The organism is Pseudarthrobacter ribosi (genome assembly GCF_055412865.1).
On record NZ_JBVAYZ010000011.1, the window covers coordinates 11,114 to 23,184 of the forward strand.

The 12,071-nt window shown below is 66.7% G+C and carries 10 protein-coding genes; 2 read left to right on the forward strand and 8 right to left on the reverse strand.

Annotated elements, in window-relative coordinates; translation table 11 throughout:
- Positions 1-50 precede the first annotated feature (50 nt).
- The 8 genes from ACZYZ5_RS12435 to ACZYZ5_RS12470 form a co-directional block, all read right to left on the reverse strand.
- Positions 51-1,274 (reverse strand): substrate-binding domain-containing protein, encoded by a 1,224-nt coding sequence (locus ACZYZ5_RS12435; RefSeq protein ID WP_463902045.1) that lies wholly within the window; start codon positions 1,272-1,274, stop codon positions 51-53.
- On the reverse strand, positions 1,274-2,386 hold the full coding sequence (locus tag ACZYZ5_RS12440; RefSeq protein ID WP_463902046.1) for an ABC transporter permease: 1,113 nt from the start codon (positions 2,384-2,386) through the stop codon (positions 1,274-1,276). Before ACZYZ5_RS12440 ends, ACZYZ5_RS12435 begins: the two co-directional genes overlap by 1 nt.
- Positions 2,383-3,420 (reverse strand): ABC transporter permease, encoded by a 1,038-nt coding sequence (locus tag ACZYZ5_RS12445; protein ID WP_353917774.1) that lies wholly within the window; start codon positions 3,418-3,420, stop codon positions 2,383-2,385. The genes ACZYZ5_RS12440 and ACZYZ5_RS12445 overlap by 4 nt, the downstream gene beginning before the upstream one ends.
- Entirely contained in the window at positions 3,417-4,997 is a 1,581-nt protein-coding gene (locus tag ACZYZ5_RS12450) for a sugar ABC transporter ATP-binding protein (protein WP_463902135.1), read from the reverse strand. The genes ACZYZ5_RS12445 and ACZYZ5_RS12450 overlap by 4 nt, the downstream gene beginning before the upstream one ends.
- Before the next feature lie 69 nt (positions 4,998-5,066).
- The gene (locus ACZYZ5_RS12455; protein WP_463902047.1) at positions 5,067-6,086 is read right to left on the reverse strand and encodes a sugar phosphate isomerase/epimerase family protein; all 1,020 of its coding nucleotides are present in this window, start codon (positions 6,084-6,086) and stop codon (positions 5,067-5,069) included.
- 1 nt (position 6,087) lies between these two features.
- A complete protein-coding gene (locus ACZYZ5_RS12460; RefSeq protein WP_463902048.1) occupies positions 6,088-7,290 on the reverse strand; it encodes a Gfo/Idh/MocA family protein in 1,203 nt (400 codons plus the stop codon).
- A 9-nt stretch (positions 7,291-7,299) separates the two neighbouring features.
- Positions 7,300-8,436: a Gfo/Idh/MocA family protein gene (locus ACZYZ5_RS12465; protein ID WP_463902049.1), complete on the reverse strand. Its 1,137-nt coding sequence runs from the start codon at positions 8,434-8,436 to the stop codon at positions 7,300-7,302.
- The gene (locus ACZYZ5_RS12470; RefSeq protein ID WP_463902050.1) at positions 8,433-9,173 is read right to left on the reverse strand and encodes a sugar phosphate isomerase/epimerase family protein; all 741 of its coding nucleotides are present in this window, start codon (positions 9,171-9,173) and stop codon (positions 8,433-8,435) included. The genes ACZYZ5_RS12465 and ACZYZ5_RS12470 overlap by 4 nt, the downstream gene beginning before the upstream one ends.
- A 165-nt stretch (positions 9,174-9,338) precedes the next feature.
- Between ACZYZ5_RS12470 and ACZYZ5_RS12475 the strand changes: the two genes are divergently transcribed.
- On the forward strand, positions 9,339-10,550 hold the full coding sequence (locus tag ACZYZ5_RS12475) for an ROK family transcriptional regulator (protein WP_463902052.1): 1,212 nt from the start codon (positions 9,339-9,341) through the stop codon (positions 10,548-10,550).
- Between the two features lie 108 nt (positions 10,551-10,658).
- A complete protein-coding gene (locus ACZYZ5_RS12480) occupies positions 10,659-11,852 on the forward strand; it encodes an MFS transporter (protein WP_463902054.1) in 1,194 nt (397 codons plus the stop codon).
- Positions 11,853-12,071: the final 219 nt, after the last annotated feature.

The window sequence follows — 12,071 nt, forward strand, 5'->3', positions numbered from 1 at the left end:
ACGAGGCGGTCCCGCGGGGTGAGGGAACTCCGGGGGACCGCCGCGCCGCGTCAGGGAATCTGCCGCTGCTGCCACACCTCCGGGTAGCCGTCCAGATTCTCGCCGCCGAACTTGGCGTAGTGCCCGCCCGGCATGCCCTCGTTACGCTGCAGCCACTCGTCCAGTTCGTCTACCAGGATGGGCTCCTGCGGCAGAACCCATTCGGCCGGAATCTGTTCGCCCTTGAAGATCTTTTCCAGGGCCAGCAGCGGGGTCCGCCACTGGAAGTTGGAATAGACCGGCGCCATCGCGTCGATCCCGGTCTGCTTCCACTTGGACAGGAAGCTCATTTCATCCTCGCCCGTCATCACGGGCAGGGGCTTGCCGGCATCCTCGAAGGCCTCGAGGGCAGCCACCGCACCGTCGCCGGCGTCCATCCAGACGCCCTTGACGTCACCTGTGGCCAGTTCATCGGAGATGATCTTCTTGATCTCGGTGGGATCAGCGCCGGTGAAATAGTCCTTGGCCTGGATTCCCTTTTCCTCGAAGATCTTCTTGGCCGCCGCCCAGCGGTGCTCCAGCACATCGACACCCGGGAGGATGCGAAGGGCCACCACCTTGTCCCCGGACTGAAGCTTCTCACTCAGGAACGTTGCAGTGTCGATACCCCAGGCGAACCCGCCGATCGGGTGGATGAACGTGGTGGCGCATTTAGTCTCCACCCCGCGGTCAAACACCACCACGGGCTTGCCTGTCTGGCAGGCACGTTCGACGGCCTGGGTGAGGGCTGCGGTGGAGTTGGGCGAAATGACGAACGCACCGCAGTTGCCCTCGGCGATGAAGTAGTCAATGTCCGCAATTTGGGTGTTGTCGTTGTCCTTGGCATCCCGGGTTTCCATTTCGGAAATGACCCCGGCGCCCTGCAGTGCCTTGAGCTGCTGGTTCATGGTGATCCAGCCGGTCTGCCGCCAGGGGTTGGAGATGGAGGCGTTGGCGAAGCAGACCTTTTGCGGTCCCTGGGCCGCGAACTTGGACGTGTCCGTCATCGCGCCGGCGATGTACTGGAGGTAGGGCTGCTCCGGGTCGCCTTCGAACGTTGCGGAGCGCTGCTGGTTTTGGGTGTCGTAGAGCGCCTGGTCGAACCATTCCTGGCTTGCCGGGCTGCTGGCCGCCGCCGAACCGGTGCCGGCTGCCGTCGTTTGGGTGACGGACGGATCGGTGGTGGTGCATGCGGTCAGGGCCACCAGCGGCAATGCTGCGGCAAGGGCGATCGCGCGGACAGAGTTATTGCGCATCAGACTCTTTCTCCTCCTTGTTCGGTGCCCTCGGCGGGCGGTGGTGCTGCGGCCAACTGGTGCTGTTCGTCATGGGCAGCGGAACTCGCTCCTTTGCGCTTGCGCTGCCAGGACTGGGATGCTGCGGCCACAGCGATGATGATGATGGCCCCTTGGACCGTGTCCCGCCACGTCGCCGGGACACCCATGAAGTTCAGGAGGGTGAATAACGACTCGAGGGCGAACGCGCCGGCCGCGGCGGACAGGACCCAGCCGCGTCCGCCGCCCAGCACAACACCACCGAGAACAACGGCGGTGATTGCCGTGAACTCGTACCCGCGTCCCACCGACGGATGCACGCCCGCATAGCCCACGAGCAGGATGCCAGCCACAGTGGCCGACAGCGATGAAATCATAAAGGCGCGCGTGCGGACCCACCAGACCCGCGAGCCGGCCAGTGCGGCCGCCGCAGGATTGTCCCCGACCGCGATGAGCATGCGGCCGAAGGGGCGGCGCATCAGTATGAACGCCGCGACCGCCATAGCGGTCAGGATCATGACCGGGTAGGGAATGATGTCCAGGACCGGAACGTCCTGGATGCCCCCGCGTCCGATCTGCCGGAAGCTGTCCGCAGGGTTGCCCTGGGCCGCGCCGCCGGTCCAGTAGAGGACCAGTCCGAGCAGCGCCAGCATCATGCCCAGCGTGACAATGAAACTCGGGACCTGCAGCAGGGTGGTGATCAGGCCGTTTACCAGCCCGATGAACGCGCCCAGCACAAGCATCAGGACGAGCACGGGGATCACCTTGGAATCGTCCTTCCCGATCAGGTTGCCGGCAACGATGACCTGCATCGTCACGACGGAGCCCATCGACAGGTCGAATTCCCCGCCGACAATGACGAAGTACTGGCCGATGGCGGCGATGGCAATGGGGGCAGTCCTGCCTACGAACCGGATGAAGGAGCTCGGTTCCCCGAAGGACGGGTTCAATACAATGATGGCCGCCAGGAGCCCGATCAGCAGGATGAAGACGGCGCCACCGGGGGTGCGCAGCGCGCGCAGGAGCCGCTCGGAACGGCTGGCGCGGTTTTGCCTGAGAATCGCGCTGCGCTCGGAGTTCAGTGCTGTACTCATGGCCCCTCCACCGGCACGGGCTGGGCAGCGGGCGTTTCCGCGGAACCTTTCGCCGGGAACCGTTCCGGTCTGCTGACGATCCGGCGCCGGGCATAGACGGCGACGGCGGCGACGATGACCACGCCCCTGACCACGTCCTTCAGGAACGGGTTGACCTGCATGACGGACATGATGTTGTCCAGCATGGCAAAGATCAGCACACCGCCAAGGGTGCCGGTGATGGTCCCCTTGCCGCCGGAGAGCAACGTCCCGCCGAGCACAACAGCTGCGATGGAAAGCAGATCGTAGCCGCCCTGGGAACCCACGGTGGGGCTGCCCACGCCCAGCCGGCTGGCCAGGAGCAGCCCTGCCATCCCTGCCAGTACTGAACAGATGACGTGCGCCGTGATGACCGGCACGTCAACGCGGATTCCGGAGGTACGGGCCACGGCGATGTCGCCGCCGACCGCGTACAGATGGTGCCCGACGCGTGTGCGGTGCAGGAGCAGCATCGCCAGGCCCGCGCAAGCCAGCATGATGATCGTGGAGATCGGAACGGGGCCGAGCCCAGTGGCTCCGACGAGGCGGAACTCCAGCGGTGTCTGCCCGAAGCTGCCCTTGAAGCTGGTGGCGAGGTAGCCGCTGATAATCAGGCCGACGCCCAGTGTGGCGATGAATCCGTGCACGTTCAGGCGGGAAACGATAAGCCCGTTCGCGAGCCCAATGACGGCAGCCGCCCCCAGCGTCAGCAGGACTGCGGACAGGACGTTGTTTGGGTTGTTGGCCATCACCCCGGCGGCGATGAGGCTGGCCAGGCTGGTGACGTAGGGAACTGACAGATCCAGGCTGCCTGCCAGGATGACCAGTGTCTGGCCGATCGCGATGAAGCCCAGGACGCTGGTTCCGGTCAGGATGCTGGAGATGTTGCCCGGGCTGAAAAAACTCCGCCCGACGGAGTTCACCAGCAGCGCACCCAGAATGAGTGTCACTAGCGCCACGAGGTACACGATCTGGGTGGAGGACAGTCTCTGGAAAAATCCTTCTCGCTGTTTCATGCCTCTCCTTCGGGTGCCGTCCTGGCGCCGGTTCCCAGCTGGAGGATGGCCTCTTCTGACGTTCCGGCGGGCAGTTCACCGACGAGCCGGCCATCGCGCATCACCAGAATCCGGTCGGACATGCCGATCACTTCCGGGAGCTCGCTGGACACCATCAGGATGGCCTTCCCCTCCGCTGCTAGCTGGCGCATCAGCCGGTACACGGCCACCTTGGCTCCCACGTCGATGCCACGGGTGGGTTCGTCCAGCAGGACCAGCCGGGGGCGGATAGCCAGCCACTTGGCGAGGACCACTTTTTGTTGGTTGCCGCCCGACAGGTATTGCACCTCCTGGTCGAGGTCACGGGCTATGACTTCCAGGGAGGAGAACACGCCCGGGATTTCGGTCCTGACGGCTCCTGTCCGGCGCGGGAAAACGGACCGGATCACGCTGAGAGCGTTGTCCAGGATGGACTGGTTAAGACTCAGTCCCTCGGCCTTGCGGTCCTCTGTGATCAGCGCCATCCGCGCCCGGACGCCCTGCCGCGGTGATTTGGGCAGCAACTCGGCGCCGGCCATTTTCATCGTCCCGCGGGTGAAAGGTGCTGCGCCAAAGATGCCATGAAGCAGTTCCGTGCGGCCGGACCCTTGAAGCCCGGCCAGGCCGACAATCTCGCCGGGCCGAATGCTGAGGCTAATCCCGTCCAGCTGGCCGTTTCCGGCGCCCTGCAGCTCCAGGATCGGCTCCTCTTCGACGCCGTCAGCCTCCTCGTTCTCCCGGGGTAGCTTGTCCGGGAAGAACGCCGAGATGGGCCGGCCCACCATCAACCGGACCAGCCGGGCGTCGTCGAGTTCCGAGGCCGGTTGCGTGCTGACCACCTTGCCGTCCTTCAGGACGGTGATGACGTCGCAGAGGTCGAACACTTCGCGGAGGCGGTGGGAGACATAGAGTATGGCCGTTCCCCGTTCACGCAGGCGCGCCACGATCGCGTAGAGAAGCTCAACTTCGGCGCCGGCCAGAGCTGCGGTGGGCTCGTCCATGGAGATGATCCGGGCGTCGTAGCTGACCGCTTTTGCGATCTCCACGACCTGCTGCTCGGCCACCGTCAGGCTCCGGACCTGTGCGGTGGGTCGGATTTCGGTGATCCCCAGGGACTCAAGAAGCTCCCCTGTTTTGGAGTTCATCAGGGCTTTGTTCACCAGCAGTCCGCGGCGCGGCTCCCGGCCAAGGTAGATGTTCTCGGCCACCGTCCGGTCCGGCAGGAGGTTGAATTCCTGGAACACGGAGGACAGCCCGGCTTCGTGGGCCTTGGTGGGGTGGCTGAAGTGGACTTCCTGGCCCTCCAGGAGGACCGTTCCGGCGTCGGGCTGGTACACCCCGGCCAGGACTTTCATCAGCGTGGACTTGCCGGCGCCGTTTTCCCCCATGAGTCCGTGCACCTGCCCGCGGTGCAGGCTGAGATGGGCGTTTTCCAGCACGGGGATCCCAAAAAAACTCTTGGTCAGTCCGCGGACTTCCAGGATTGGCGCGGGTGCCGGGGCGCCGGAATCGAGCGTCTCGGAAGCAGACACGGCATCAGTTTCGTTGTGGTTCTCCATCGATGCGTCCTCCACGAGCTAACTGTTACAGGGCTGGTTCTGATCCGTCAAGGAATAGACGAGCGCTCACTATTGCGGGTTTTCCGCCCGGTCCTTGGCGCTGAAGGCGGCGTCGAAGGCGGTGTTCGACGCCGGGAAGTCGTACGTCTTGAGCGCGGCGAGGGCTTCCGGAGCGCCGTGAAGCCGGTCCATGCCTGCGTCCTCCCATTCGACGGAGATCGGGCCGGTGTAACCGATCGCGGCCAGGGCCCGGAAGGACGATTCCCAGGGCACGTCGCCGCGGCCGGCGGAGACGAAGTCCCAGCCCCGGCGCGGGTCGCCCCACGGCAGGTGCGAGCCCAGCACGGTGTTCCGGCCGGTGGGGCGCAGCTTCGTATCCTTGCAGTCCACGTGGTAGATCCGGTCCTTGAAATCCCAGATGAAGGAGACCGGGTCGATGCCCTGCCACATGAAGTGGGACGGGTCCCAGTTCAGGCCGAACGCCTCGCGGTGGCCGATCGCCTCGAGCGTGCGGACGGTGGTCCAGTAGTCGTAGGCGATCTCGGAGGGGTGGACCTCGTGGGCGAAGTGGACGCCGCATTCGTCGAAGACGTCCAGGATCGGGTTCCATCGGTCGGCGAAGTCCTGGTAGCCGGCCTCGATCACCGAGGCGGGGACGGGCGGGAACATCGCGACATACTGCCAGATGGACGAGCCGGTGAACCCGACCACGGTGTCGACGCCCAACGCGCGGGCGAGCCGGGCGGTGTGCTGCATTTCCTCGGCGGCGCGCTGGCGGACGCCTTCGGGGTCGCCGTCGCCCCAGACCCTGGTCCCGACGATGGCCTCGTGGCGGAAGTCGATCGGGTCATCGCAGACGGCCTGGCCCTTGAGGTGGTTGGAGATGGCCCAGACCTTGAGGTTGTATGTCTCCAACACGGCGAGTTTGGCCTCGACGTAGCCGGGTTCGTCCCAGCGCCAGGCGTCCAGGTGGTCCCCGGAGACGGCGATTTCCAGGCCGTCGTAGCCCCAGCCGGAGGCCAGCCGCGCGACTTCCTCGAACGGCAGGTCGGCCCACTGGCCGGTAAACAGGGTGTACGGGCGGGCCATGTCAGGCTCCTTCGATGGGGACGGGGACGGGGACAGCGGTTGCCGGGGAGGTGTCCAGCTGGACCGTAGAGCTGCCGGCCGCGGCGCTCTCCGCGACTGCGGCCAGAATGCGCTGGACAGCCAGTCCGTCCTGGAACGACGGCGAAGGCTGGGTTCCGGTGTCGATCGCCACGAGGAAGTCGCGGATCTCGTGCGTGAAGGTGTGTTCCCAGCCGATGATGTGGCCCTGCGGCCACCAGGCGGCCATGTAGGGGTGGTCCGGTTCGTTGACCGGGATGCGCCGGAAACCCTGCTCCCGGGCAGGAACCGTGGCGTCCAGGAAGTCGAGTTCATTCAAGTTCTCAAGGTCGAAGAGGAGGGCGCCTTTGTCGCCGTATATTTCGAGTTTGAGCGAGTTCTTTTGTCCGGTGGCCACCCGCGAGACTTCAATCGAGGCGATGGCCCCGGACGCAAGCGTCAGCGACGCCCAGGCGGCGTCGTCGACCGTCACCTGTTCCAGCCCGCGGGCGCCCGGCCGGTGCGAGGTGAACGTGTGCAGCCGGCCGGAAACGTCGGTGACACGGTCGGCGAGCAGGAACTGCACCTGGTCGATGGCGTGCGAGGCGATGTCGCCCAGCGCCCCGGAACCGGCCGTGTCCTTCCGCAGCCGCCACGTCATGGGAGTATCCGGGTTTGCCAGCCAGTCCTGCAGATAGGCCGCCCGGACCTGCCGGATCGCGCCCAGCCTGCCCTCCAAGATGAGCTCGCGGGCAAGGGCCAGGGCGGGGACCCGCCGGTAGTTGAAACCAACCATTGATTTGACGCCGCGGGACTGCGCATCGCGGGCTGCCGCGGCCATTGCTTCCGCCTCGGCCAGGGTGTTGGCCAACGGCTTTTCCACGAGCACGTGCTTGCCCGCGGCGAGGGCGGCGATGGCGATCTCGGCATGCATAAAGCCCGGGGCGCAGATGTCCACGACGTGGATGTCGTCGCGGGCCATGACCGCCCGCCAGTCCGTGGCGGATTCCGCCCAGCCGTACTTTGTCGCGGCTGCGGCGACTCCCTCCGGATCCCGCCCGACGATGACCCGCTGTTCGAAGGCCGGAACGTCGAAGTAGCTGGCCACATTGCGCCAGGCGTTCGAGTGGGCCTTGCCCATAAAGGCGTAGCCGATCATGGCCACGCCGAGCGGGGGCCGGCCGTGCGTGGATGCCTGCGGATGCATAGTCAGTTCCTAAAGGGTGGAATCCGTGGGATCCCAGTCCTCGGGAAGGGCCGGAATCTGGGTGACAGAGCTTTCGACCTCCACGAATGCGCGGGTATCGATCGACTCGGAAATGGAGGCCATGGTGTCCAGGATGTGGAACGCCAGCCCACCCGGTGCCCGGTGCGGCCGGCCGGCGCGGATGGCTCGAGCCATCTCCAGCACGCCGGCGCCGCGGCTGGCCGTGGAACCGACTGACGGCACAGTGGTCCAGTCATCCGCGCCGAGCGCGCAGATCCGGATATCGCCGTCGAAATTGTTCGGATCCGGCAGCGCGATGGTGGCATCGGAACCGGTGATCTCCACGAAGCCGGCGCGCTTCAACGGGGAATCGAAGCTGAAGATGCTCTGTCCGGACTCGCCGCCTTCGAACTCCAGGATGGAGCTGACGTGCGTCGGGACGGTGACGGCGAATTCCTCGCCGGCTTTGGGCCCGGAGCCAATGACGCGCGTTTCGCGGGATTTGGAGCCGAACGCCGCGACCCGGCGGACGCTGCCGAAGGTCTGGACAAGGGTGGTGAGGTAGTACGGTCCAATGTCGAACAGGGGTCCGGCGCCGTCCTGGAACAGGAAGGCGGGGTTCGGGTGCCAGGATTCCGGACCCGGAGACTGCATCAGGGTCAGGGCGGTCAGCGGTGTGCCGATGTCGCCGCGTTCGATCATCCGGCGTGCAGTTTGCAGCCCCGCACCGAGGAACGTGTCGGGGGCGCAGCCGAGGCGGACGCCGGCGGAATCGGCTGCCTTGAGCAGTCCGCGGCCGCTTTCCCGGTCCAGCGAGAAGGGCTTCTCGCTCCAGACGTGTTTGCCGGCGTTGACGGCTTGCGTGGCCACCTCGACATGCGCCGCCGGGATGGTCAGGTTGATGACGATCTCCACTTCGGGGTTGTCCAGGACAGCGTCGACTCCGCCGTGGGTGTCAATTCCGTACTCGGCGGCGCGGGCGGCCGCGGCGCCCTCGAAGAGATCTCCGATCGCGACGACCCTGACGTCCGGGAAGCTCGTGAGGTTGTCCAGGTACTCCTTGCTGATGACTCCTGCGCCGATGATGCCGACACCGACGGGCCCGGATCCGGAGGGGCCGAAGGCGGCTCCCGCTGCGTGGTTCATGCGGAAGCCCTTCCGGCGCTGAGGTAGTTGTAGCTGTCCCGGACGGCGTCGAACATGTCGCCCTGAAAATCGTCCAGCTCGATTACGCCTGCCTCGAGGGAACCTGCTGCCTCAAGGACATCCCAGATCGGCATCTTGCCGTCGCCCACGGCGAGCTGCCTGGCGGGGTCCGCTGTGACGGGACCATCTTTGATGTGGATGAACTTCACCCGGTCACCCAGTCGGGTGAGGAGTTCAGCAGGATTCTGGCCGCCGACGGCAGCCCAGTAGGTGTCCAGCTCAAGGACAACGGCCGGGTCCAAATAGCCAGCGAGGTGTTCCAGGGCGGTCTTGCCGTCGATCACGGACTCAACTTCCCACCAGTGGTTGTGATAGCCGACCCGGACGCCGTAGGAGGCTCCCTTCAAAGCGGCGGCGTTGAGCTGGGCGGCTGTTTCCTTGATGTCGTCGATGGTGTTCCAGCGCTCGACCGGAACGTGCGGATCGATCACGGTGCCGATGCCCAGCTGCTGGGCGGCGGCGAAAATGGCGTCCTGGTCTTCGCTGAGCAGCGGAGCGTGGCCGGAGGGTGCGGTGAGGTTGTTCTCGGCCATGGCCTGCTTCAGTTCAGCGGCTTTGGCGACGAAACGGTAGGGCTCAACCATGGTGAAGCCGATGCCGGCCAGACGCCGGATGGTTCCAGCGAGGTCCTCTTCCAGGGCCTTCCGGACCGTGTAGAGCTGGATCGAGTACGACACTGTCTCTCCTCGTCATTGGGGTAAGCCGTCAGGCCCGCGGGGCGGTCCGTCATGCTCTACACCCAAGCTAGGACGACTTCTGCCGAGCGTCAAGCAAAAGTTGCAACCCACCTTCCGGATCCTAGGAAAGTGACACGCAGAAGTGCCTCGTGCTATCACTGATTCATGAGCACGCCCGCCGGCACTGATCCCGCCGCCCCCGAGGCCGTCGGCAGCTTGTCCCGTGCCGGGGACCTGTTCCAGCTCCTGCGCGACGGCAAGGCCCGTACCCGCGCCGAACTGGCCCTCACCACCGGCCTGGCCCGTTCCACCGTCGCGTCCCGCATCGACGCGCTGATGCAGGCGGGACTGGTTGGACCGGCGGGGGAGGCCAGCTCCAGCGGTGGCCGGCCGCCGTCGCGCTTTGCCTTCAACCCCGCCGCCCGCGTCGTGCTGGCGGTCGATGTGGGGGCCACCCACGTGATCATCGCCGTCACGGACCTGGGCGGAACGGTGCTGGCCGAGCGCCGGCTGGCCCAGGACGTCGCCGACGGCCCGGAGGCCGTGCTGGACCGGGTGGTGGCGGAGGGCACCAGACTGCTGGGCCAGGCCGGCCGCGGCAAGGACGGCCTCGCCGGCATCGGCATTGGCCTGCCCGGCCCGGTGGAACATGCCACCGGGATGCCGGTGAAACCGCCGATCATGCCCGGCTGGGACGGGTTCGACGTCGTCCGGCACGTCCAGCGCTCGCAGCCGGTCCCGGTGCTGGTGGACAACGACGTGAACATCATGGCCCTGGGGGAGCGGACCGCCTACTGGCCGGAACACGACAATTTCCTCTTCATCAAGGTCGCCACGGGAATCGGCGCCGGAATCATCAGCAGCGGCCAGCTCCAGCGCGGAGCCAACGGCACAGCCGGCGACCTCGGCCACGTCCGGGTGCCGCGCGGCGACGACGTGCTCTGCCGCTGCGGCAACTACGGCTGCCTTGAGGCGCTCGCCTCCGGCCCCGCCGTCGCGCAAGCCCTCACGCTGCAGGGTCTGCAGGCCGACAACGGCGGCGACGTGCTGCGGCTCGTGTCCGAGGGAAACCTGCAGGCGATTCAGGCCCTGCGCCAGGCGGGCCGGGACCTGGGCGACGTGCTGGCCACCGTGGTGAACCTGCTCAATCCGTCCGTCATCGTGATCGGCGGCAGCCTCGGCCAGGCCGGCGAACACCTGATGGCGGGGGTCCGCGAGGTGGTCTACCGGCGCTCGCTGCCCCTGGCCACGACGCATCTGCGGATCGGGCTGTCCATGGCGGGGGACCAGTCCGCGATCCTGGGTGCCAGCCAGATGGTCACCCAGTATGTGCTCTCACCGGCCGTGATCGAGGCGACCCTGCAGGCGACGGGCTGACGCCGGGACTCCGCGCAGGTGTCATAATCGCCGGGTCCGGCGGGGTCCCGTGATAGCAATGGGACTGATGAAAGCATATTTCTGCCCGCCGGCCGAGCCGGGGCACCCATGAGCGCCAACGTCCTGGCGAACGTGCCGCGCAGCTGGATCCTGCTGGCCGCCATCGGGCTCATCGCCCTCAACATGCGCGGCCCGTTCGTGGCCGTGGCGCCGGTGGTCGGCCCGATGCAGGCGGAACTGGGCTTCTCCCCGGTGGAACTTGGACTCCTGACCGGCATCCCGGTGCTGTGCTTCGCCCTTGCCGCGCCGCTCGCCGCACTCACCGGACGCAAGCTCGGCGCGGAAGTCGCCATCACGCTTACCCTGCTGGGTGTCCTGCTGGGCGTGATGGTGCGATCGGCGGGCAATGGCGCCGTCGTTATGCTCGGCACGGTGATCCTCGGCATTGCCATCACTATCGGCAACATCGTTGTGCCGCTGATCATCCGGCGCGACTTCGCCCCCGCCCGGCAGGGTACGGCGATGGGCATCTACACCGCCGCCCTGAATATCGGCTCCTTTGTCACCGCCATGGTGATGGCGCCGCTGGCCGACCTGTTTGGCTGGCGGCTGGCCCTCGCTTCCTGCGGTCTCTTCGCCGTCGCGGCCCTCGTCGTCTGGGTGCTCGCCTTCGGCAGCCGGGCGTTCCGGCCCGAACCGGTTCCCGCCCCGGAGCCGGCCCGTGCCGGGATCAAGCGGGCGTCGCGCTGGATCACGGTCGGGCTGACCGCGGGGTTCGCCGGGCAGGCGTTCTCCTACTACGGTGTGACGGCCTGGCTGCCCAGCATCCTCGCGGACGAACTCGGCATGACGGCCGCGGAGGCAGGCGCCGGTTCATCGCTGTTCCAGATCCTCGCCATCGTGGGCGGCCTGGGCGTCCCGCTCGTGGCCCGTTTCGCCAGCACGACGACGGTGGGACTCACCCTGGGGCTGTTGTGGGTGACTGTTCCGGTGGGCCTGCTGCTGGCGCCGGAGCTGTGGTGGCTGTGGTCCTCGTTGGGCGGCATCGCCCAGGGCGGCGGCATCACGCTCATCTTCATCGCCATCATCAGGCTTGCCCGGGACCAGGCCTCCGCCGGCCGGATGTCCGCCGTCGTGCAGGGTGTGGGCTACTCCTTCGGTGCCCTGGCACCTACCCTACTGGGCTACGTCAACGGGGTCTCGGGATCGTGGACCGGGCCGCTGCTGATGGTGCTCGGCTCGGTCGCGATGTTCATCCTCGGGACCGCGCTTTCCCTCCGCCACGTCCCCAAGGCGCACTGACCCGCGCTGCCTCGCTGCACTGCCGCACTGCCGCGCCGGAGTGACAGTTGAGGCCCATGTTCATGGCGAACATGGGCCTCAACTGTCACCTCGACGCCGTTGTCGAGTCCCCGAGGGGGTCTTCCGTCGCTGGGCCACCGCCCCGGATCTCGGGGGTGCCTGTTGCGAAGGGCATGGCAGCCCAGCAGACGGAAATCTGTACCAACAGGCGCGCTCCTG

Bases quoted from the DNA above. Each gene is read 5' to 3' on its own strand.
- ACZYZ5_RS12480 (WP_463902054.1), top strand. From the start codon at position 10,659: ATGAGCGCCAACGTCCTGGCGAACGTGCCGCGCAGCTGGATCCTGCTG.
- ACZYZ5_RS12465 (WP_463902049.1), bottom strand. From the start codon at position 8,436: ATGAACCACGCAGCGGGAGCCGCCTTCGGCCCCTCCGGATCCGGGCCC.
- ACZYZ5_RS12435 (WP_463902045.1), bottom strand. From the start codon at position 1,274: ATGCGCAATAACTCTGTCCGCGCGATCGCCCTTGCCGCAGCATTGCCG.
- ACZYZ5_RS12440 (WP_463902046.1), bottom strand. From the start codon at position 2,386: ATGAGTACAGCACTGAACTCCGAGCGCAGCGCGATTCTCAGGCAAAAC.
- ACZYZ5_RS12450 (WP_463902135.1), bottom strand. From the start codon at position 4,997: ATGGAGAACCACAACGAAACTGATGCCGTGTCTGCTTCCGAGACGCTC.
- ACZYZ5_RS12460 (WP_463902048.1), bottom strand. From the start codon at position 7,290: ATGCATCCGCAGGCATCCACGCACGGCCGGCCCCCGCTCGGCGTGGCC.
- ACZYZ5_RS12475 (WP_463902052.1), top strand. From the start codon at position 9,339: ATGAGCACGCCCGCCGGCACTGATCCCGCCGCCCCCGAGGCCGTCGGC.
- ACZYZ5_RS12445 (WP_353917774.1), bottom strand. From the start codon at position 3,420: ATGAAACAGCGAGAAGGATTTTTCCAGAGACTGTCCTCCACCCAGATC.
- ACZYZ5_RS12455 (WP_463902047.1), bottom strand. From the start codon at position 6,086: ATGGCCCGCCCGTACACCCTGTTTACCGGCCAGTGGGCCGACCTGCCG.